This window comes from Paenibacillus rhizosphaerae (genome assembly GCF_014192015.1).
GTDB classification, from domain to species: domain Bacteria; phylum Bacillota; class Bacilli; order Paenibacillales; family Paenibacillaceae; genus Paenibacillus_AQ; species Paenibacillus_AQ rhizosphaerae.
Map to the genome: position 1 here is coordinate 1 of NZ_JACHXJ010000002.1, position 19,991 is coordinate 19,991.

Annotated in this window: 18 protein-coding genes, 11 tRNA genes and 2 rRNA genes; 27 read left to right on the forward strand and 4 right to left on the reverse strand. The window is 53.3% G+C overall.

Translation table 11 applies throughout. From position 1 onward, the window contains the following. The 14 genes from FHS19_RS08425 to FHS19_RS08490 form a co-directional block, all read left to right on the forward strand. Positions 1 to 196, forward strand: a 23S ribosomal RNA gene (locus FHS19_RS08425); the annotation flags it as partial. 218 nt (positions 197 to 414) lie between these two features. Beyond that, a 5S ribosomal RNA gene (rrf, locus tag FHS19_RS08430) occupies positions 415 to 531 on the forward strand. 9 nt (positions 532 to 540) lie between these two features. Continuing rightward, positions 541 to 616: transfer RNA gene (locus tag FHS19_RS08435), tRNA-Asn, on the forward strand. Between the two features lie 5 nt (positions 617 to 621). Then, positions 622 to 713: transfer RNA gene (locus FHS19_RS08440), tRNA-Ser, on the forward strand. Positions 714 to 732: 19 nt separating this feature from the next. Beyond that, positions 733 to 807, forward strand: a tRNA-Glu gene (locus FHS19_RS08445). Positions 808 to 860: 53 nt separating this feature from the next. Then, positions 861 to 936 (forward strand) — tRNA-Val (locus FHS19_RS08450). A gap of 82 nt (positions 937 to 1,018) precedes the next feature. Further along, a tRNA-Met gene (locus FHS19_RS08455) sits at positions 1,019 to 1,092 on the forward strand. Positions 1,093 to 1,125: 33 nt separating this feature from the next. Next, positions 1,126 to 1,202, forward strand: a tRNA-Asp gene (locus FHS19_RS08460). 152 nt (positions 1,203 to 1,354) lie between these two features. Further along, positions 1,355 to 1,430: transfer RNA gene (locus tag FHS19_RS08465), tRNA-Lys, on the forward strand. A gap of 17 nt (positions 1,431 to 1,447) precedes the next feature. Further along, positions 1,448 to 1,522, forward strand: a tRNA-Gly gene (locus FHS19_RS08470). Positions 1,523 to 1,539: 17 nt separating this feature from the next. Beyond that, a tRNA-Arg gene (locus FHS19_RS08475) sits at positions 1,540 to 1,613 on the forward strand. A 17-nt stretch (positions 1,614 to 1,630) separates the two neighbouring features. Beyond that, positions 1,631 to 1,710 (forward strand) — tRNA-Leu (locus FHS19_RS08480). 23 nt (positions 1,711 to 1,733) lie between these two features. Next, positions 1,734 to 1,807 (forward strand) — tRNA-Pro (locus tag FHS19_RS08485). A gap of 101 nt (positions 1,808 to 1,908) precedes the next feature. Continuing rightward, the gene (locus FHS19_RS08490) at positions 1,909 to 2,577 is read left to right on the forward strand and encodes a BofC C-terminal domain-containing protein (protein WP_312887170.1); all 669 of its coding nucleotides are present in this window, start codon (positions 1,909 to 1,911) and stop codon (positions 2,575 to 2,577) included. Between the two features lie 101 nt (positions 2,578 to 2,678). Here the strand turns inward: FHS19_RS08490 and FHS19_RS08495 are convergent, their stop codons facing one another. After that, the gene (locus FHS19_RS08495; protein WP_183581510.1) at positions 2,679 to 3,746 is read right to left on the reverse strand and encodes a branched-chain amino acid aminotransferase; all 1,068 of its coding nucleotides are present in this window, start codon (positions 3,744 to 3,746) and stop codon (positions 2,679 to 2,681) included. A gap of 127 nt (positions 3,747 to 3,873) precedes the next feature. Here FHS19_RS08495 and FHS19_RS08500 point away from each other — a divergent pair, with 127 nt between their 5' ends. From FHS19_RS08500 to yajC, 8 genes are all read left to right on the forward strand, one after another. Next, positions 3,874 to 4,767: a LysR family transcriptional regulator gene (locus tag FHS19_RS08500; RefSeq protein WP_183581511.1), complete on the forward strand. Its 894-nt coding sequence runs from the start codon at positions 3,874 to 3,876 to the stop codon at positions 4,765 to 4,767. 119 nt (positions 4,768 to 4,886) lie between these two features. Next, entirely contained in the window at positions 4,887 to 5,390 is a 504-nt protein-coding gene (gene ruvC / locus FHS19_RS08505) for a crossover junction endodeoxyribonuclease RuvC (protein ID WP_076176977.1), read from the forward strand. Beyond that, the gene (ruvA, locus tag FHS19_RS08510) at positions 5,387 to 6,001 is read left to right on the forward strand and encodes a Holliday junction branch migration protein RuvA (RefSeq protein ID WP_116229345.1); all 615 of its coding nucleotides are present in this window, start codon (positions 5,387 to 5,389) and stop codon (positions 5,999 to 6,001) included. Before ruvC ends, ruvA begins: the two co-directional genes overlap by 4 nt. 36 nt (positions 6,002 to 6,037) lie before the next feature. Further along, a complete protein-coding gene (ruvB, locus tag FHS19_RS08515) occupies positions 6,038 to 7,042 on the forward strand; it encodes a Holliday junction branch migration DNA helicase RuvB (protein ID WP_076176979.1) in 1,005 nt (334 codons plus the stop codon). A gap of 77 nt (positions 7,043 to 7,119) precedes the next feature. Next, a complete protein-coding gene (locus FHS19_RS08520) occupies positions 7,120 to 9,243 on the forward strand; it encodes a SpoIID/LytB domain-containing protein (protein ID WP_183581512.1) in 2,124 nt (707 codons plus the stop codon). Positions 9,244 to 9,250: 7 nt separating this feature from the next. Continuing rightward, positions 9,251 to 10,279, forward strand: a complete 1,029-nt coding sequence (queA, locus tag FHS19_RS08525) for a tRNA preQ1(34) S-adenosylmethionine ribosyltransferase-isomerase QueA (protein WP_183581513.1) — start codon at positions 9,251 to 9,253, stop codon at positions 10,277 to 10,279. Between the two features lie 38 nt (positions 10,280 to 10,317). Beyond that, positions 10,318 to 11,457 (forward strand): tRNA guanosine(34) transglycosylase Tgt, encoded by a 1,140-nt coding sequence (gene tgt / locus FHS19_RS08530; protein ID WP_183581514.1) that lies wholly within the window; start codon positions 10,318 to 10,320, stop codon positions 11,455 to 11,457. A 41-nt stretch (positions 11,458 to 11,498) separates the two neighbouring features. Beyond that, the gene (gene yajC / locus FHS19_RS08535) at positions 11,499 to 11,843 is read left to right on the forward strand and encodes a preprotein translocase subunit YajC (protein ID WP_183581515.1); all 345 of its coding nucleotides are present in this window, start codon (positions 11,499 to 11,501) and stop codon (positions 11,841 to 11,843) included. Between the two features lie 171 nt (positions 11,844 to 12,014). Here the strand turns inward: yajC and FHS19_RS08540 are convergent, their stop codons facing one another. Together FHS19_RS08540 and FHS19_RS08545 are read right to left on the reverse strand one after the other, a co-directional pair. Beyond that, on the reverse strand, positions 12,015 to 12,845 hold the full coding sequence (locus FHS19_RS08540) for a phosphatase PAP2 family protein (RefSeq protein ID WP_183581516.1): 831 nt from the start codon (positions 12,843 to 12,845) through the stop codon (positions 12,015 to 12,017). 55 nt (positions 12,846 to 12,900) lie between these two features. Beyond that, the gene (locus FHS19_RS08545) at positions 12,901 to 13,302 is read right to left on the reverse strand and encodes a TIGR04086 family membrane protein (protein ID WP_183581517.1); all 402 of its coding nucleotides are present in this window, start codon (positions 13,300 to 13,302) and stop codon (positions 12,901 to 12,903) included. Between the two features lie 217 nt (positions 13,303 to 13,519). Here FHS19_RS08545 and FHS19_RS08550 point away from each other — a divergent pair, with 217 nt between their 5' ends. Beyond that, positions 13,520 to 14,338, forward strand: coding sequence for a DUF421 domain-containing protein (locus FHS19_RS08550; RefSeq protein ID WP_183582852.1), 819 nt, complete (start codon positions 13,520 to 13,522; stop codon positions 14,336 to 14,338). A 22-nt stretch (positions 14,339 to 14,360) separates the two neighbouring features. Here the strand turns inward: FHS19_RS08550 and spoVB are convergent, their stop codons facing one another. Further along, positions 14,361 to 15,995 carry a stage V sporulation protein B gene (gene spoVB, locus FHS19_RS08555; RefSeq protein ID WP_183582853.1) on the reverse strand — a complete coding sequence of 545 codons (1,635 nt, stop codon included), beginning with the start codon at positions 15,993 to 15,995 and terminating at the stop codon, positions 14,361 to 14,363. A 278-nt stretch (positions 15,996 to 16,273) separates the two neighbouring features. Here spoVB and FHS19_RS08560 point away from each other — a divergent pair, with 278 nt between their 5' ends. From FHS19_RS08560 to FHS19_RS08575, 4 genes are all read left to right on the forward strand, one after another. Next, on the forward strand, positions 16,274 to 16,516 hold the full coding sequence (locus FHS19_RS08560; RefSeq protein ID WP_076177013.1) for a post-transcriptional regulator: 243 nt from the start codon (positions 16,274 to 16,276) through the stop codon (positions 16,514 to 16,516). Between the two features lie 141 nt (positions 16,517 to 16,657). After that, a complete protein-coding gene (gene secD, locus FHS19_RS08565; protein WP_183581518.1) occupies positions 16,658 to 17,941 on the forward strand; it encodes a protein translocase subunit SecD in 1,284 nt (427 codons plus the stop codon). After that, positions 17,931 to 18,836 carry a protein translocase subunit SecF gene (secF, locus tag FHS19_RS08570; protein WP_183581519.1) on the forward strand — a complete coding sequence of 302 codons (906 nt, stop codon included), beginning with the start codon at positions 17,931 to 17,933 and terminating at the stop codon, positions 18,834 to 18,836. The genes secD and secF overlap by 11 nt, the downstream gene beginning before the upstream one ends. Before the next feature lie 160 nt (positions 18,837 to 18,996). Further along, positions 18,997 to 19,953, forward strand: coding sequence for a cation diffusion facilitator family transporter (locus FHS19_RS08575; RefSeq protein ID WP_183581520.1), 957 nt, complete (start codon positions 18,997 to 18,999; stop codon positions 19,951 to 19,953). Positions 19,954 to 19,991 lie beyond the last annotated feature (38 nt).

Consider the following 19,991-nt stretch of genomic DNA (forward strand, 5'->3'; position numbering starts at 1 on the left):
TGTTCCGCCAGGAGCATGGCTGGGTAGCTACGTACGGACGGGATAAGCGCTGAAAGCATCTAAGCGTGAAGCCCCCCTCAAGATGAGATTTCCCAGTATGTAAGACCCCTTGTAGACGACGAGGTAGATAGGTTGGAGGTGGAAGTGCAGCAATGCATGGAGCTGACCAATACTAATCGGTCGAGGGCTTATCCAAAAGAATACCCACCAAAGTGAAGAACAGCGTTGAAGCTGATTCCGAGTACTTTGGCGGGGACCCAGTAATTCTTAAAACACAGATTCGTTTCGTATCTAGTTTTCAGGGAGTCAAAAGTGCTGGTTTCACTCCAAGCGGGTGAGAAAAACATGCATGACTTTCAGCATTTGGCGATGCTGAAACCTGAATTATGCATTTGGTTAATAACCAATGCTCCGTTTGGTGGCGATAGCGGAGGGGTTCCACGCGTACCCATCCCGAACACGACCGTTAAGCCCTCCAGCGCCGATGGTACTTGGACCGAAGGGTCCTGGGAGAGTAGGACGTTGCCAAGCGATACATATTCCCTGATAGCTCAGTTGGTAGAGCACTCGACTGTTAATCGAGTTGTCACAGGTTCGAGTCCTGTTCGGGGAGCCACTTGTGGAGAGGTGTCCGAGTTGGCCGAAGGAGCACGATTGGAAATCGTGTAGGCGCCAAAAGCGTCTCGAGGGTTCGAATCCCTCTCTCTCCGCCAGCTTGGATTTTAATAGTATGGCCCGTTGGTCAAGGGGTTAAGACACCTCCCTTTCACGGAGGTAACATGGGTTCGAATCCCATACGGGTCACCACTTTCGTTAATATCATCAGGGATGAGAATCCCCTATAAGTTACAAATCAATATGGAGGCTTAGCTCAGCTGGGAGAGCATCTGCCTTACAAGCAGAGGGTCGGGGGTTCGATCCCCTCAGCCTCCACCATTATCCCCAAGAAGTGAACAGAAAGCTTTGTAGTTTATTTCGAATACTTTTAAGGGGATCCATAACAGAATATTTTTAATGACGCGGGGTGGAGCAGTCCGGTAGCTCGTCGGGCTCATAACCCGAAGGTCGCAGGTTCAAATCCTGCCCCCGCAATTATCTCCTTAAGATGGAGATCCATAAGGCCGTGGAACCGTGGTGTAGAGGCCTAACATGCCTGCCTGTCACGCAGGAGATCGCGGGTTCGAATCCCGTCGGTTCCGCCATTTTAAATTACTTCAGGGATGAGAATCCGAGTAACGGGTTCGTCGAAGCATTCCCTTCGTTAGCGCTGCATCGCAGTCTCGAACGAAGAGAGAGTATCCCGTCGGTTCCGCCATTTTAACTTGCTTCAGGGATGAGAATCCTGTTGAATTGAGAGCCATTAGCTCAGTTGGTAGAGCACCTGACTTTTAATCAGGGTGTCGAAGGTTCGAGTCCTTCATGGCTCACCAGTTTTATTTTTGGTTTTGCGGACGTGGCTCAGCGGTAGAGCATCGCCTTGCCAAGGCGAGGGTCGCGGGTTCGATTCCCGTCGTCCGCTCCATTTTTTTGTCTTTACCTGCGCCCTTAGCTCAGCTGGATAGAGCGTTTGACTACGAATCAAAAGGTCAGGAGTTCGAATCTCTTAGGGCGCGTACTTATAATCTAACGAGCCGGTGTGGCGGAATTGGCAGACGCGCGCGACTCAAAATCGTGAGGGAAACCGTGGGGGTTCGAGTCCCTTCACCGGCATTTTAACGTTTTCATATGAATAACGGGACGTAGCTCAGCTTGGTAGAGCACCTGGTTTGGGACCAGGGGGTCGCATGTTCGAATCGTGTCGTCCCGATCAGATCAACCACCGAATGAATTTCGGTGGTTTTTTGCTGTATAATTTGGTATTTCCCCGGTCACAATAAAGGAAAAGATAGAGAATAGAAGGGGATTACCGTGAATGCAGCGCGAATCAAAAAGAAAATACAAAAGCAATGGAGACGTTGGAGACGCAGAGCGTTGACGCTGGGGATCTCTTCGTTAATGCTTGCCCTGGTCTGGCTCGGGTCATATCTTCCGGATCAGGTACAGAGCCTGCTCAGCACGGAACCGCCAGTTGCCATTGAAACGCTCCAGCATTATGAGCAGACGGAAGGTTCCGATGACACCGTGGATAATTCGGAATTCTGGAAGGCGTTGAATCAAACGAAGGGTACAAACGAAGTAACCGTTCGCCAAGTTTATATATGCGGTGAGGAGGAACAGGTGCTCGGACAACTGAGCAGCGATGACATCTACACCCTGATGAATGAGCATCCAACCTGGAAAGGCGAGTTTACCGGTAAGGGACAGATCCTGTTTGAAGAAACCATTTCGGATCTTTCACCGACCTGTAAGGAACAGGCTTACATCAGCCTCGACAAAGATGGGAATCTGACCTTGTTCGAGGGACCGCCGACACACGAAAAGGTCATTAAAACCTTTTTCCAATTGGATATCAACTCGATGGAATCCTCCCTGCCGGATGGAGCCGTACAGCAGCTTTATGACGGCATTCGGGTGCAGGACATTGACGAATACAACAGTGTGCTGTCCACATTCAGCGATTACGCCCGGAAAGGGTAGATACCCGGATGTTCGATAAAAGGAATAGAACGAAATGAAAAAAGCTTTCCTATCCGCGATAAGCGAAAGGGAAAGCTTTTTTGCAATTATCAAATCGGGAATTAAACAGGCATCGTCCATTTCAATGGATCTGGAAGCCGCCCGGTTTGGATACCGGTTAAGGTGTCATACAGCTTTTGCGAATATGGGCCGATTTGGCCGTCGTTAATAAGGACCTGCCGGTCATTCCAATATAATTCACCGACAGGGGAAATGACAGCTGCAGTACCCGTGCCGAACACTTCCTCCAATTCGCCCTTGGCATTAGCCTCAAAAATCTCTTCAATCGATATTTTCCGCTCTTCCACCGGGAGGTTCCAGCTGCCCAGCAGTTCCAGAACCGAGGCCCGGGTCACGCCTTCCAGTATGCTGCCGTTAATAGCCGGGGTGATTACTTTACCGCCGATTTTGAAAAAGATATTCATGCTGCCAACCTCTTCAATGTACTTCTTTTCCAGCGCATCGAGCCACAGCACCTGGGAGTAGCCGCCTTTCTTAGCGTTGCTTTGGGCCTTGATGCTTGCGGCGTAGTTGCCAGCTGCCTTCGCATGCCCGATTCCGCCCTGCACGGCACGGGTGTAGGAGCTCTCCACATTAATTTTAACCGGGGCAAGCCCACCCGAATAGTAAGCGCCTACAGGCGACAGAATGACGATCAGCTGGTAGGTGTGGGATTCTCTGACGCCGAGGCAAGCTTCAGTAGCAATGATAAAAGGCCGGATATACAGCGATGTTCCTGGAGCCGTGGGAACCCAAGTCCGATCGATGTTAATGAGGGTTCGGATCGCTTCAATGACAAAGTCGCCCGACACTTCAGGAATGCCCAAACGTTCGTTGGAGCGGTTTAGCCGCTTCATGTTTTTGTCCGGCCGGAACAAAAGGAGCTCGCCTGTAGAAGTGTGGTATGCCTTCAAACCTTCAAACACCGCCTGCCCGTAATGGAATACCATCGAAGCCGGATCCATCTGCAGCGGGGCGTAAGGAACGATCCGCGGATCATGCCATCCCTTCTCCAGCGTATAATCCATCATAAACATGTGATCCGTAAAATACTTGCCGAAGTCAAGATGCTCGCTGTCCGGACGTGTTCGCGGCTCGGTAGTTAACTGAATGCTGATCTCTTGTGTCATTGAAACGCTCACCTCATCTATAAAAATTTATTATTCTCACTATAGGGAATAAAAAATGATTGGTCAATTCAATGTTATCAATTAAAATGATAGTTATCAACTATGGTTTGGGTAAAGGGGGAGGCTTATGGATTTCCGCCTGCTGGAATACTTTCTTGCCGTATGCGAAGAGCTTCATTTTACGAAAGCCGCCGTTCAATTAGGCATCAGCCAACCGACGCTCAGCCAGCAAATCCGCCTGCTCGAGGAGCGGGTGGGAATGCCCCTTTTTCAAAGGATCGGAAAACGGAATTATTTGACGGAAGCGGGGCAAACGCTGAAAGAGCATGCGTTGAACATTTTTCATGAGCTGGAGCAGGCGCAGTCCGAAATCAATGAACTGAAAGGGATGCAGCGGGGGAGATTGACGATCGGGTGCTCAGGCAACCATCTGCTGACGAGGACGCTGATTTCTTTTCACCAGAAGCAGCCGGGCATCTCGATTTCGGTCGTGGAGCTGGCGACGGAGGAAACGAGGGCCGGTCTGCTGGCCAACAAGCTGGATCTGGGTGTGGTTTTTCTCCCGCTGGAGGATGAGCAGCTGGTCAGCAAAGAGCTCTATACCGAAGAATTGTGCCTGGCTGTGGCGGATCAGCATCCGCTTGCGGCCGCAGAAACCGTGAAACTGGACCAACTGACAGAGGTGCCGCTGATCCTTTTTCCGGAAAAGTTTCTGGTACGTCAAATGGTGGACAGCTACAGCGCTCAAGCCGGGGTGCAGCTTCAGCCGGCATTTGAACTGTCGACGATGGACTCCATGCTGCAGATGGTCCGGCTCGGGGTCGGCGCGACCATACTCCCGAGATCTTACCTTTTGCAAGGCTCCGATCCTTCGATCTGCACTGTACCGATCATTGATCCTGTCCCCCAGAAAAAGGTGGGCATCGTATACCGGAAGCAGACGTATCTGAACACGGCGATGCTTGCTTTTATCAACGAGCTCGTCCGGACCTTCAACTCTTCCGGGGCGGAGCCTGTTTAAACTGGTCCCGGATGCAGGCATACCTCTTTTGGTAGAATCATAGACTTGGTATGAAGTTTTACATTATAATGAAGAGAACGAATACATATGTTCGCTTTATGCCAAGGGAGAGAAATGACTTGCGAATTTTAGGAATTGACCCGGGGATTGCGATCGTCGGATTCGGATTTATCGATAAAAACGGCAGTAAGGTCACTCCGGTTCAATATGGATGTATTCAGACGGAAGCCCATACACCTGATGAAGAACGGCTGCTGCACGTCTATGAGGCGATGCTTCAGCTTATTGATAAGTATCAGCCGGAAGCCGTAGCTTTCGAGAAATTGTTTTTTAATCGAAACGTCACGACGGCCATGTCCGTCAGTCAGGCGCGCGGCGTCCTGATTCTGGCGGCGACGCAGCGCGGGCTGCCGATTGCCGAGTACACCCCGATGCAGGTGAAGCAGGCTATCGTCGGATACGGCAAAGCGGAGAAGAAGCAGGTGCAGGAAATGGTTCGGATGTTCCTGAAGCTGCAGGCGGTGCCCAAGCCGGACGATGTGGCCGACGCGCTGGCCGTGGCGATCTGCCACGCCCATTCGTACACGTTAAATTCCAGAATAAATGAGGTATTGAGAAAATGATCGACTTTTTGAGAGGACCCGTGGTCCATCTGGAGAATGAGTACATTGTGCTTGACGTGCAGGGAGTAGGCTACCGGGTATTTTGCCCGAACCCTTTTGTTTTTGCCAAGACGGATGGTCCGGTCACAGTATATACCCATCACCATGTCAGGGAAGACGCCATCCTGCTGTTCGGCTTTCCGACGCGCGAGGAGCAGCAGCTGTTCCGCAAGCTGATCGATGTGTCGGGGATCGGCCCCAAGGTAGCTTTGGGCATTCTCGGAGGGGGCACACCGGATCATGTGGTGACGGCCATATATCAGGAGAACATCACGTTCCTGACCAAGCTGCCGGGGATCGGCAAGAAGACCGCGCAGCGCATGATACTGGACCTGAAGGACAAGCTTGACGGCTTTGGCACGGCGGCCATGGCAACAGGGCTGTTTGCGGTTCCTGAACCTGTGGAAGGCGACGGATCGGCTTGGTCCGAAGCGCGCGAGGGCCTTAAGGCGCTCGGTTATACCGACGTCGAGCTGGACCGGGTATGGCACAAGATCAAGGATGACACGGCGTTTGGAGATTCGGTGGACATTTTAATGAAACGGGCGCTCAAGCAGCTCTATGCGGGATAGTTATGGTAAGCGGGCGTTACAAGAGGAGCGATAGCAATGGATGACCGTATCATATCGGCAAATCTGATGATGGAGGACCAGGCGGTGGAACTTAGCCTGCGTCCTCGTTATCTTGCGGAATATATCGGACAGAACCAGGTGAAGGAAAACCTGAAAATTTATATCGAAGCGGCCAAAATGCGCAATGAAGCGCTGGATCACGTGCTGCTGTACGGGCCTCCGGGCCTCGGCAAGACGACACTGGCTAATATCATTGCCAACGAGCTGGGCGTGAACCTGCGGACGACGTCGGGGCCGGCCATTGAACGGCCGGGAGACCTGGCGGCGCTGCTGACGAATCTCCAGGAAGGAGACGTGCTGTTCATCGACGAAATCCACCGGCTGCACCGGACGGTGGAGGAAGTGCTTTACCCGGCGATGGAGGATTTTGCGCTGGACATCATGATCGGTAAAGGGCCGAGTGCACGGTCAGTGCGCCTGGACCTGCCTCCGTTCACCCTGATCGGAGCGACGACACGGGCCGGGCTGCTGTCCGCACCGCTGCGGGACCGCTTTGGCGTCGTCAGCCGCCTCGAGTTTTATACGGTGGACGAGCTCAGCTACATCGTCTCCAGGGGTGCCGACATTCTCGGCATCGAAATTATCGGGGATGCGGCCGACGAGATTGCCCTGCGGTCCAGGGGGACGCCGCGGATCGCGAACCGGCTGCTGCGCCGGGTCCGGGATTTTGCCCAGGTCCGGGGTGACGGCATGATTACGCCGGCCATCGCGGAGGAGTCGCTGAAGATGCTGCAGGTCGATCCGAAAGGACTGGATCAGATCGATTATAAAATGCTCCATGCCATGATTACGAGCTTCCGGGGTGGTCCGGTCGGCCTCGATACGATCGCGGCCACCATTGGCGAAGAGAGCCAGACGATCGAAGACGTATATGAGCCTTACTTGCTGCAGATCGGATTTCTCCAGCGGACGCCGCGGGGGAGAATGGTGACGGCTGCGGGCTATCAGCATTTAGGTCTGCCTATGCCGACGGATCAGTAATGGGTCATTGTTGCCTGGCTGCCGAACGTGAAATGGTTCAAACACATTTTCAGACAGAAGCGGGAGGAGAATGACGAGTGGGAAATTGGTGGAGAACGAAAGCGGTCCAGTGGGGAAGCAAAGGGATTTTGGCTGCCGTGCTGGCGACGGGAGTCCTGCAGCTGCCGGCTGTGACCGCAGATGCCGCGGGAACGAGCCCGGATCAAATCCGCGTAGGCTTGTTTCTCGACTTGGGCAGTACCTATAAATCAACGACGCCTGTCGTCACACTGTCATCGGGACAGTCATGGTCTGCGGGAGTATCGGCGGCTTCTTCGGGGGCTCCGGCTCTTGTGTCCTTTGGGGCTAACGAAACGGCTAAATTCAGCGTGGATGGATTCCGCGTGAAGGTACTCGCCACTTCCGATGCCAAAACGGCGGCGGACGCCTATAAAAAATTGAATGCGACGGCCGACAAGCCGGTCATCTATGCCGCATCGACAGGTGCCGGAACGGTGTATCAGGTGTATACCGGCATGTACGCAAGTCAGCAGGCAGCCAACGATGCAGCGGCACGGACAGCCAAGACGGCCGCGGGACAGCTGAACGGACAGATTCCGATCGTGACCGGCGGCAATCACTTGTCGGCAGGGACCTACGCATCGGAGGCTGAAGCGGCGGCTGCAGCCCAGCAAATCCAGGCATCCGGCGCCGATGCGTTTGTGGCGGTTCAGCCGGGCGGAGACGGCGGCAGTTATGCCGTATGGGTCGGCGAGGCGGCAGACGCATCCGGCCTGGCGGCGGTGCGGAGCGCGGTAAGCGCGAAGCTTCCAGCGGTCACGCTGTCGGAAGTGGATGCATCGCAGCCGGTACTAATCCTCCGCAGCGATGCCGGGAGCAGTCCGGGAAGCTCAGCCGCGGTGAAACATATCGTGGTCAGCGGGACCGATGCCAAAGGCTGGATCACCAGCAGCGGTGACCAAATTAAAGTAGCGGAAAGATCGGGGCGTACATACCGGGGCGGCATGGAGATTAGCATGGTGAACGGCCAGCTGGCGCTCGTGAACGTGCTGCCTTTTGAACAATACCTCTATGCCGTCGTCGGCGGCGAAGTGCCGGCGTCCTGGCCGGAGGAATCGCTCAAAGCCCAAGCCGTGGCTGCGCGCAGCTACGCGGCTTTCCAGATCGGAAGCAGCAATAAATTCAAGGTGGCGGACGTCGTGGATACGACGCTCAGCCAAGCTTACAATGGAGTTGCATCCGAAGCGCCAAGCGTCATCAATGCCGTAGATGCCACGCAGGGCGAAGTGCTGATGCAGAACGGCAAAGTAGTCGAGGCCGTGTTCTCTTCTAATGCCGGAGGCGCATCGGCCGACCCGACTGAGGTATGGAACAGTGGGGGAGATGCGTTCGGCACCGTGGACAGCAAGGAAGACGTGGCCGCACAAAACGGGGCTAAAACCTGGTACCATGTACTTCTCAGCAACGGGATCACCGGGTATGTCAGAGAGGACAATGTCAAGGAACTGGGCACGGCGACGGCTGCCGGACTTGCAAAAGTTACGGTGACGGCCAAGAGCACCAACGTGCGTCCGCTTCCGCTCATTCAATCGAACGTCGAACCCGCCGCTCAGATGAACCCCGGTGATACCGCTGTCGTTCTGGAGCAGGTGAAGGAATCGGGGACCTACGATTGGGTTCGGGGACCTTACACTTCAGCCGAGCTGGTCAAAACGCTGAAAGGCAAGACCTCAACGGCTGCGCCTTCCACGATCAGCACGCTGGAGGTCACCAAGCGGGGACCGTCCGGACGGGCGGTACAAATTAAGGCCAACGGGCAGATTCTAGATGTGAACTATCCGGATATGTTCCGTTCGGCTTTGAACGGTCTGCCAAGCACATTGTTTGATATTGTACCTACAGGAAGCTATACTGTATTAAGCGCAAACGGGACAACAGCGAAGGTTTCCGGCACGTCCGACACGTCGGTCATTTCCGCATCAGGGACTACTTCTATTGCAGGAAAAGGCACAATCGTCATGAATGGGGATTCGAAGGCGCGCCGGATCGAAGCCGGAGAAGCGTTTCTGTTTGTGGGACGCGGCAACGGCCATGGCCTCGGACTCTCCCAGTGGGGAGCCAAAGGAATGGCGGATGCCGGGTATGGCTATCAGGACATTTTGAAACACTATTATCAGAATGTAACTATTGTTAAGGAATGACGACCAGATGAATGTAGACTTATATGATTTTGAGTTACCAGAAGAATTAATTGCACAGACTCCTTTGCCGGAGCGGACGGCATCCCGCCTGTTAACGTTAAACAAGCTGGATGGATCGATCGCCCACCGCACCTTCAAAGATATTGCAGACGAGCTTCAGCCCGGGGACACACTGGTTCTCAACGATACCCGGGTCATTCCGGCGAGATTGTTCGGCGTGAAGGAAGAGACGGGGGCTAAAGCCGAGGTGCTTCTGCTGAAAAATTTGCAGGGGGACACCTGGGAAGCGCTCGTAAAGCCTGGAAAAAAGCTGAAAAAAGGCAGCGTGATCCGGTTCGGCGACGAGCTTCAGGCTGTCATAGAGGATGAAGGGGAAATGGGTGAGCGGAAGCTGACCTTTACCTACCAGGGGATTTTTCAGGAGATTCTCGACCGGTTGGGCCAAATGCCTCTCCCGCCTTATATCAAGGAGAAGCTGGACGACAAGGAGCGTTACCAGACGGTCTATTCCAAGCATGAAGGTTCCGCTGCCGCTCCGACCGCAGGCCTTCATTTCACCGAAGAGCTGCTGGATCAAATCCGTGCCAAAGGCGTGACGGTCGCCTTCATTACGCTTCATGTCGGTCTGGGCACTTTCCGGCCGATGTCGGTTGAACGCGTGGAGGATCATGTCATGCATGCGGAGTATTACTCGGTGACCCAGGAGACGGCGGATATCCTGAACGCGGCCAAAGCCCGCGGAGGAAGGATCGTTGCGGTAGGGACCACCTCCTGCCGTACGCTGGAGACGATCGGGACGCGCTTTGAAGGCGGTCTGCTCGAAGCCTGCAGCGGCTGGACCGATATTTTCATTTATCCGGGGTATACGTTCAAAGTCGTAAACGCCCTGATCACCAATTTCCACCTGCCGAAGTCGACGCTGGTCATGCTGGTCAGCGCGCTGGCGGGACGCGAGCATATTTTGAACGCATACGCGGAGGCCGTGAAGGAAAAGTACCGTTTCTTCAGCTTCGGCGATGCGATGTTTATCTATTAAGACCGGTTGATCGGCATATAAGAGGATGGTATTTAATCATGGCAGCAGCAATTACTTATGAACATATTAAAACGTGCAAGCAATCCGGAGCCCGGCTGGGGCGTGTGCATACGCCGCATGGCGTGATCGAGACGCCGATCTTTATGCCGGTTGGAACGCTGGCCACGGTCAAGACGATGAGCCCGGAAGAATTGAAGGAAATGAACGCGCAGATCATTTTGAGCAACACGTATCATCTGTTCCTGCGGCCGGGACATGACATTGTCCGCGAAGCCGGAGGACTGCATCGTTTCATGAACTGGGACCGTCCGATTCTGACGGACAGCGGCGGATTTCAGGTGTTCAGCTTGAGCGAGATGCGCAAAATTACCGAAGAAGGCGTGCATTTCCGGTCCCACTTGAACGGGGACAAGCTGTTTCTGTCGCCGGAAGTGGCCATGGAAATCCAGAACGCGCTTGGCTCGGACATCATGATGGCTTTTGACGAGTGCCCGCCCTATCCGGCCGAATACGACTATGTCAAGAAGTCCCTGGAACGCACGACCCGCTGGGCTGAACGCTGTCTGAACAGCCACGCCAGACCGCAGGATCAGGGGCTGTTTGCCATCGTTCAGGGCGGCATGTATGAAGACTTGCGCAAACAGAGCGCACGTGATTTGACTTCCATGGATTTCCCGGGGTATGCTATTGGTGGACTCAGCGTAGGAGAGTCCAAGCAGCTGATGTACGAAGTGCTGGATTACACCGTTCCGCTGCTTCCGGACAACAAGCCCCGCTATTTGATGGGCGTAGGCTCGCCGGATGCACTGATCGAAGGCTCCATCCGCGGCGTGGACATGTTTGACTGCGTCCTGCCGACACGGATCGCCCGGAACGGGACGACCATGACCAGCCAGGGACGGCTAGTCGTTCGCAATGCGCAATACGCCAGAGATTTTGGCCCGCTTGACCCAGCATGTGACTGCTATACTTGCCGGAACTATTCAAGAGCCTATCTGCGGCATTTGATCAAAGCGGATGAGACCTTCGGACTCCGTTTGACCACTTACCACAACCTGCATTTCCTTATCAATCTGATGAAGCAGGTGCGTCAGGCCATTATGGAGGACAGGCTGCTTGATTTTCGCGATGAGTTTTTTGAACAATACGGGCTTTATGACAATGATAAAGGGTTTTAAGCTTCAACTGCAGTATTGTATTTGAAAGGGGGGAAAAGCATATGTTCAATCAATCTCAAACCTTTGAATTAGCAGCTGGTACAGGCGGCTCCGGAGGAGGCGGCATTGTCGGCTTGATTTTGCCACTCGTCCTGATGTTTGCGATTTTCTACTTCCTGTTGATCCGTCCGCAGCAGAAGAAACAGAAGACCCGTACTTCCATGCTGAGCGCATTGAAGAAAGGGGATAAGGTTGTCACGATCGGCGGCCTGCACGGAACGATTATGGAAATTACGGACGATATCGTGGTACTGCGGGTGAACGACGTGACGAAGCTGACCTTCGATCGCGGATCCATCAGCCACGCGATTAGCTCGAGCTCCGGCGAATCCGAGAAATCGTCCTAGAAACGATCCGGATACACGGGAATACGTTCACAGCAACATTTCCAGTAAGACCAGGCACATCACATAACGATAGCGGCAGAGGGAACTCTGCTGCTACCGCAGATGTTCATACTTACGGATGACAAAAGGCTGCACTGCTTGTCTACAGGACAAGGGTGCAGCCTTTTGGTATCAGAGATCGAAGACGATGGGCTTCACATTTCGCCGCTTTGGATTCGCGAGCCTCCGTCCCCAGTAGATACCGGCGGAAGCGGCAAGCAAACCGAGCAGGGTACCGGCAACCGAATCCGTCAGCCAGTGGATGCCGAGATAGAAGATGCTGAAAATGATGATGACGGCGCTGACCAGCGTCATGAAGGCCAGACGGCGATTCCCCGAACGGATCCCGAGCAGCAGCATCGTGATGGAAATCGAAGTGTGCAGGCTTGGAAAGCAGTTGTTAATTCCGGACAATGGGCGGTACGCCTGTTCGAATTTCGGAAAAACCTCCAGCATGTAGAACGACGCGCCGGATGGCGGAAAGGACCAAACCTCGTTCACGGGAAAGAAGAGGTAAAACGGGATGGCCACCGCATAATTGATGATGACGGCTATGCAGGCAGCCATGAGAAAGGCTTTGTTCCCGTCGGCCGCTAAGATTCCAAGCAAAGCGATGAGTAAGGATTGGAACACCACCACGTAAAAAAATACCGATACGGGCGTAATGTATGGGCTGTGAAAAAACTGCTGCAGGTGCTGTACGAAATGCCCCTCTATCCCGAAAACCCATGGGGTGAAGTCTTGCTTCACATGCATGCCTGCTTCGATTTGCAGCTCATACCTGTTGAACAGAAGGATCGCAGCCATCAAAGCAAACAAGGTCAAAAATTTGCGGTTCATACCAAACTCCCGGATCAGCAGCCATCCGGCCCGCAGAGGGTTACGCAGGGTGCCCAGCCAGATCAGCCCGATCGCCATAACGAGCGTTGCTGCCGAAATATAATTCATGGAGTCATACAACACGTCGGGACGTCCTCCTCTTGCTTTAAGTGCACTTAGTGTAGCACATGCGAGGAGTTTAATGGTTACGATTGTTTTTTAAATTCACCCCGAACATCCCCCCGATGGCTCCCGAAGCGATAACGGCTGCGATCAACAGCAGGTCTCCGAGCCGAAGGCTGCTGTCCAGGGCCAGAAATCCGATCATGATGATCATGAGACCATACAAAATGCCGGTTAATCCGCCCTGGTACCAACCCCGTCTGCCTGAACGCTTCCCGGATACAAGACCTCCAAATGCCGCGGCGGCAGCATGAACCACGTAAATGTAGTGGGACAGGTTTTGTTCTTTCATACCGCTTGACCACAACAGGAAAGAAAGAATAAGCGCCCCGACCATCATCCAGAAAAAGGAATAATACAGTCCCGACAAAGTGGGATTGGAGATCCGAAAAGAGAACAGGCGACGGATCAAATGCATAAGAGAACCCCCTTCATAGTTCCACAATTTAATGTAAATTTATGTGACGGCTTGCCCCAGTAGTACAAGTAATTTTCCAATAATTTATCGCTTCGGCTTCTGAATGTCCGTGTTCCAGAAAGGTCAGAATATCCTTAATTGGCATGATGAATGGCGCAGAAAGGAGCAGGTGGCTGTGATATCCGATATACTGATTCCTGTTTTCCGAACCGTCCTGATGTACTTTGTCATCTACCTGACCCTCCGGATTATGGGCAAGCGGGAGATCGGGAAGCTGTCCATTTTTGACCTGGTCATCTCGATCATGATCGCCGAAATCGGCGTTTTTGTACTGGAGGATACGTCACGTCCGATCTCGGACGGACTCTTTCCGATGGCTACGCTTGTCTTGATTCAGATCACGATTGCTTTCATCAGCTTGAAGAGCCGGAAAATCCGTCTTCTGTTCGAAGGAAAACCGGCTATCCTTGTTTCGGGAGGCAAGCTCAACCGTGAAGAAATGAGGAAGCATCGGTATAATTTGGACGATTTACTCCTTCAACTGCGCGGGCGAAGTATCGAAAACGTGGCGGACGTGGAATTTGCGATTCTGGAAAACTCCGGGCAGTTAACGGTTATTCCTAAATCCAAACGGAGTGATAGAAAAGAAAAGTCCGACATGCCTGGTTCCCAGGAGAAGCCGAATCGTAACGGCAAGCTTCCAGTCCCCTCCAGCAATGCTGCAGCCGTTGCACGTTCAGAGGAGACCGCCGGCAAGCCGAAATCGGCTTATGGAACCCCATATACCGATCCGTCCCGGATCTCAACAAGAAACCGCAGCAAAAAAATTCTGGTTCCCAGCGGAAAATTTACCTATGGCATCCTGCCGATCCCGCTCATTATGGACGGAAAGGTACAGGACGACAATTTGGAGCGGCTGAACAAAAATCGGTTCTGGCTGAAAAATCAGATTCGGCAGCAGGGGATCAAAGATTTTAAAGACGTGTTTCTCTGCTCCATCGACCATAAAGGCCGGCTGTTCATCGACCGCAAATAAGACGGAACTTCCATGCAGCAGATCAGGCGGCTGGCGTCTTGGGGTTTGTTGGGCCTTTAGGTTTGAACCATTTTTCAAGGTAGGGCATGCGGGACAGATCTCGAAGGGACACCAGCTTTAGAGCAAACACGGCGGCCAGGAAAGCGATCATGCCTATGGACATGGCTGCCAAAAAGCGGATCCAAGCGATCCCTCCCAATGGCAGATGGAGATAGCCGTATTGGGTAATGCCCGTCATGATGATCATGGCTCCGGCCAGCTTCAGCAGATCGAACATCCGGAAACGGTAGGCGAGCAGCCGGCTGACGCTGAACCCATGCAGGAACGTCACCACAATGCTGTTGATGATTATAGCGATGACGGCCCCGTAAATGCCGTACTCCGGCTGGGAGGACAGGTACCAGATCAGAAACAGCTTGAGGACGGCTCCGACCAAGGTGTTGAACAGCGCGCGGCTTGGACGGTCCAGCGCCTGCAGGGTGGCCTGAAGCGGTGCCTGAACGTACAGAAAGAGCGCAAACGGCGCCATCGTGCGCAGCATGTTGGAAATGTCCGCATTGTTGTACAGCAGCAGGCACAGCGGCTCTGCAAGGACATACATAATGACGGCAAAAGGGGCGCCGGTGACAAGCGCGAGCCGAATCGTCTGGTTTAAGCGTTTGTGGATGGTAAGCTTGTCTTTGCGGGCAGCGGCTTCGGACAGCGATGGCACGAGCGAGACCGCGAGGGACGAGGTCAATACGCCCGGAAGCAGCAGCAGCGGAATGACCATGCCTTGCAGCGCGCCATACTGGGCGGTTGCTACAGCGGTGACGACACCGGCGAGCGCAAGGCTCTGGGCTGTAATAATCGATTCGAGCAGGTAAGAAAAGGAGCCGACCAAACGCCCGGCGGTGACCGGTACAGTAATGCCAAGCAAACGTGGAAACAATCCGCGGCTGACCTGGCTGCCGGAACTGTCTTCAAGGCCGCCTTTTTTGTGCTGGTTTGCTTTCTCTCTCCGGGCCTGTCTGGACGACAGCCAGTTCTCGTCCCGGTGGTACTGCCACAGGAGGGCGAGCAGCCCGAAAAATTCCCCGGCCATCACGCCAAGCATGGCTCCCGCAGCCGCATAAGCTATGCCTTTTGGCAACAACAGGTAGGCGAACCACAGCGTGCACACGATCCGGAAAATGGTCTCGATAATCGAAGAGGTCGCAGACGGAATCATGTTCTGCCTTCCCTGGAAATAGCCGCGGTAGACCGACGAGATGGCCACGATAACGAGCATGGGCGTCATGCTGACAAAGGTGTAGTACACGCGGGAATCCGTTATAATCGTTGTCGTGATCCAAGGGGCCAGCCACAGGCATAAAGCCATAAACAGCACGCTGAGACCCACCGTCAACCCAAGGCTGACCCGCAGGACATACTTTGAATTTTGCGGTTTGCCTTCGGTTTCCGCTTCCGACACCAGCTTGGCGATTGCCAGCGGAACCCCCCCTGTGATCAGTGTCATAATCACCAGGAAAAAAGGATAGCCCAGCTGGTAAATCCCCACCCCTTCGGCACCGATGATCCGGGGCAGGGCGATGCGCGGTATAAACCCGAGAATGCGGTTCACGATGCCGGCGGCAAGCAAAATCATCGTGCCTTGGATAAAGGTTTGCTTTTTGATGCCTGGATTTTTAGGATGCTTGTTCAATTGTCCACTCCCTCTTCCCGTGTCGAAGCTGTGCTGCCACTTTTGGTAATGTCAGACCTTGTTTAATGGATATGCTGAACCTGTCCCAACTCATTCATCCTTTCCAGTAACATTTGGACAAAAGAAGGAAAGAAGGGTAGTGGGGTCGAATATAGTACGAATCAGTGCTACAATGGACTATAGGACATCCAAAACAGATCGTGCGTGGAAAGAGGCAATCGAGAGGAGGCCGTAGAGTGAGCTCTGAGGAAATGAACGACAGGCAGCTGGAGGAAGCGATTGAATCGCTCTGCCGCAGCAAGGCGGAGGAATTCAGACTCGTCGGCTATGAGCATGTCACCAGCAAGGACATTTGGAACTGCGTCAGCGTCAAATATGAGAAGGAAGGGATTCCGCCGCTCTACATGCTGGTCAACGATATACTCTCTTTGAAAGTGATGACGTTTATGAATTTTATGACCATATCCGCATATAAAGGATCCACTTTCGATTGAAAGGGATCTTTTTTTCTGCTTATGTTAAAAGGGATGAAGGATACTGTAAAATCGGAAAACGACAAATATTGATAAATTGACTGCCTTTTGGCGCATGGCTATAATAGGAATATTGAGAACGAAAGGGGAACTAGGAACGGCATGAAAAGAATTGTCACTTTCATCATCGTCGTGCTCGTATCGATTGCGGTCATGGCTGGGACAAGCCCTGCGCTGCTCGACAACGTACGACTCGGTCTCGATCTTAAAGGGGGCTTTGAGATTCTGTATGAGGCCCAGCCGCTTGAACAGGGGCAGAAGATTACGAGAGAGTCCCTCATACGGACGGCGGAAAGCTTGGAGAAACGCGCCAACGCGCTCGGAACGAGCGAGCCTGAAGTGACCACCGAGGGCACGAACCGGATCCGTCTGAAAATCGCAGGCGTGACGAACGAAGCCGAAGTCCGCAAGAAAATGAAGGAGCCGGCGTCGCTGACCTTCCGCAGTGCGGATGGATGTAAGACTCCCGAAGCGGGGAAAGACGGCACGGTAGATCCGAAAGATCTTTATTGTAAAATCGAACTCATCGGAAGCGATTTCGTGGAAAACGGTGCACAGGTGGGTTATAACCAGCTGAACCAGCCGCAAATCGATATCAAAGTCAAAGATAAAAAGAAATTTGCCGACGTGACCAAACGTTTGCTTGGCAAAGAGCTTGCCATCTTCCTGGATGATACCCTTTTATCCGCTCCGACCGTACAGCAGGAGCTGACGGACGGCAAAGCATCGATTACAGGCAATTATACGATTGACGAAGCCAATCAGATCCGCGATACGATCAACCTCGGGGCGCTGCCTTTGAAGCTGACGGAGAAGTACTCTCAGAGCGTGGGCGCAACGCTGGGCATGCAGTCTTTGCATAAAACGATTGAAGCGGGCATCATCGCTTCCATCCTGATTCTGATCTTCATGATCGCCATGTACCGCCTGCCGGGTGTCATCGCCAGTTTCGGACTGATCGCCCACACCTGGCTGCTCATTCTCGTCTTCGTCTGGGCCGACTTTACGCTGACCCTGCCGGGGATCGCGGCGTTTATTCTCGGTATCGGCATGGCGGTTGACGCCAACATCATTACGAATGAACGGATCAGGGAGGAAATGCGGAACGGCAAGAGCGTCATGTCTGCGGTCAAAGCAGGGAACAAGTCGTCCTTCCGTACGATTCTCGATTCCAACATTACGACCATTATCGTCGGAGCGGTTATGTTTGCCTTCGGTACAGGCGCCGTCAAAGGCTTTGCGCTGGTGCTGATCGTGGAAATCGTACTCAGTATTCTCACGAATGTGTACTTCACCCATTACCTGCTCAACCTCTTGGTTAAAGCCGGCGTGCTGAAGAAGCCGAAGCAGTTCGGGGTAAAGGAGAGTGATATTCGTGCACTTTAAAAAAGATTACGATTTTATGAAGATGAGCAAGTACGCGTTCATCTTCTCCATCGTCCTGACGATTGCGGGAATCATTACCCTTTCCGCTTTTGGATTAAACTACGGCGTTGATTTTCAAGCAGGCTCCAATGTCGACGTCAAGCTGTCGAAGAACGTGACGAAGGCTGAAGTAGAGCCGCTGCTGGACAAGATCCACCTCAGCGACGGCGCAACGGTTGCTCCTGGGGACAAGCGGGTCAACATCCGTTTTACCAAAGAGCTTAACGAAGACCAGAGTGAACAGCTCAAGTCGGCGATTCAGGAGCTGGATAAAACAGCTTCGTTCGAGATCAACACGGTTGATACGGAAATGGCCAAGGAGCTCGGGCGGAATGCCATTTACTCGGTTCTGATTTCCTGTATCGGGATTATCATTTATGTAAGTATCCGGTTTGAATGGCGGTTCGCCCTGGCGGCCATCGTGGCGCTGCTGCATGACGCCTTCATGGTCGTGGCCGTCTTCTCGATCTTCCGCCTCGAAGTCAGCTTGACATTTATCGTGGCGGTACTGACCATCATCGGTTACTCCATCAACGATACCATCGTTATCTTCGACCGGATCCGCGAAAATCTGCGGTTCGGCAAGCAGAAGACCAAAGACGATTTGAAAACGATTATGAACAAGAGCGTGAGTCAAATGCTTATGCGCTCCTTGTACACGGCGCTGACGGTGTTTATAGCGGCCTTCTTCCTGTTCCTGTTTGGCGGGGAATCGATCAAGATGTTCTCGTTGGCGATGGTTATCGGGCTGTTGTTCGGAGCGTATTCTTCGATCTTTATCGCCAGTCCGCTGTGGCTCGTACTCAAAAGCAAGCAAAAGACCAGTGCCAAGCCAGCCAAACCTTCCAAGGCGTAACCTTGTGAAGCGAATGTAATGAAGGAAAGCCGCGTCTGATTGGGCGCGGCTTTTCCGCTGGAACTTATCTGAATTTTATTTAACGTATTGTCGTGAATGTCATATCTTTTTCCAAATAACAGATCAGAATCGGTATTCAGATTGCCGGGGGGAGGCTTTCATGAGTATAGAGCGTTCAAATCCATCGGGTACCGTCGCCTGGACGGGAATTGCCGGTGAACTGTTACTTGCCTTGTTCAAAGGCGTGGTCGGATATTTTACAGGGAGCAAGGCACTGCTGGGAGATGCGCTGTATTCTGCATCGGACGCAGCCGGCGCGCTGGCCCGGCGCATTCCATGGCGGACGTCGTCAAAGCTCCGGAGCGCGCAGCAGGCTGATCTGCGGACCGGAAGAACAGAGCCGATTCTGGCGATTTTATTCTCGGTCCTTGTGCTGATGGGCGGATTGCAAATTGCCGTCGCGGCGGTCCGGGACCTGGCTTCAGGCCGTGTGCAGGAGCCCGGGCAGTTTACGCTGATTGCGATACTCGTCTCGCTTGCGGTCAAAGAAGCGCTCTTTCAGTTCCAGTACCGCCAATCCAAGAAGGAGGGCGACGGCATGCACACGGTGTATGCCGATAACCACCGCTTCAGCCTGTACTCGTCCATCACGGTATTGATCGGCGTCATTTTGGCGATGACCGGCAGCGCCATTCAGTGGTCCATGCTGCAGTATATGGATTCCATCTCGGCTCTGATCGTCGCGGCGCTGCTGCTGCGCAGAGGGTACCGGCTTATCGTCAGCTCCGTGTACGGACAGCTGGTACAGGAGACCGAGCAGGAGGACGCGATTAACTTTATCGATACGGTGCAGCGGGTTCACGGCGTCATTACGGTGGATGACCTGAAAGCATCGGAGCAGGGACACTACATTACGATCGATCTGAAGATCAGCGTCAATCCGCGGATTACCGTCCAGGAGGGCGCCGAGATCGCCGACCGGGTCAAGAAGCTTCTGATGCACCGTTTTTTGCATGTCAGCATCGTAAATATCCAGGTCGTCCCTTATGATCCCGGTTATCCGTACAAGTCGAACCATCATCTGACGGATAATGAGCAGCCGACACTGCTCCAATAGCTTGCTCATGGTCTATACGAACAGAAGACGGGGCGGGG

Excerpts from the sequence above, each read along its gene's own strand:
- FHS19_RS08495 (WP_183581510.1), bottom strand. The coding sequence starts at position 3,746 with ATGACACAAGAGATCAGCATTCAGTTAACTACCGAGCCGCGAACACGT.
- FHS19_RS08500 (WP_183581511.1), top strand. The coding sequence starts at position 3,874 with ATGGATTTCCGCCTGCTGGAATACTTTCTTGCCGTATGCGAAGAGCTT.
- ruvA (WP_116229345.1), top strand. The coding sequence starts at position 5,387 with ATGATCGACTTTTTGAGAGGACCCGTGGTCCATCTGGAGAATGAGTAC.
- ruvB (WP_076176979.1), top strand. The coding sequence starts at position 6,038 with ATGGATGACCGTATCATATCGGCAAATCTGATGATGGAGGACCAGGCG.
- queA (WP_183581513.1), top strand. The coding sequence starts at position 9,251 with ATGAATGTAGACTTATATGATTTTGAGTTACCAGAAGAATTAATTGCA.
- tgt (WP_183581514.1), top strand. The coding sequence starts at position 10,318 with ATGGCAGCAGCAATTACTTATGAACATATTAAAACGTGCAAGCAATCC.
- yajC (WP_183581515.1), top strand. The coding sequence starts at position 11,499 with ATGTTCAATCAATCTCAAACCTTTGAATTAGCAGCTGGTACAGGCGGC.
- FHS19_RS08545 (WP_183581517.1), bottom strand. The coding sequence starts at position 13,302 with ATGCATTTGATCCGTCGCCTGTTCTCTTTTCGGATCTCCAATCCCACT.
- FHS19_RS08550 (WP_183582852.1), top strand. The coding sequence starts at position 13,520 with ATGTACTTTGTCATCTACCTGACCCTCCGGATTATGGGCAAGCGGGAG.
- FHS19_RS08560 (WP_076177013.1), top strand. The coding sequence starts at position 16,274 with ATGAACGACAGGCAGCTGGAGGAAGCGATTGAATCGCTCTGCCGCAGC.
- secD (WP_183581518.1), top strand. The coding sequence starts at position 16,658 with ATGAAAAGAATTGTCACTTTCATCATCGTCGTGCTCGTATCGATTGCG.
- FHS19_RS08575 (WP_183581520.1), top strand. The coding sequence starts at position 18,997 with ATGAGTATAGAGCGTTCAAATCCATCGGGTACCGTCGCCTGGACGGGA.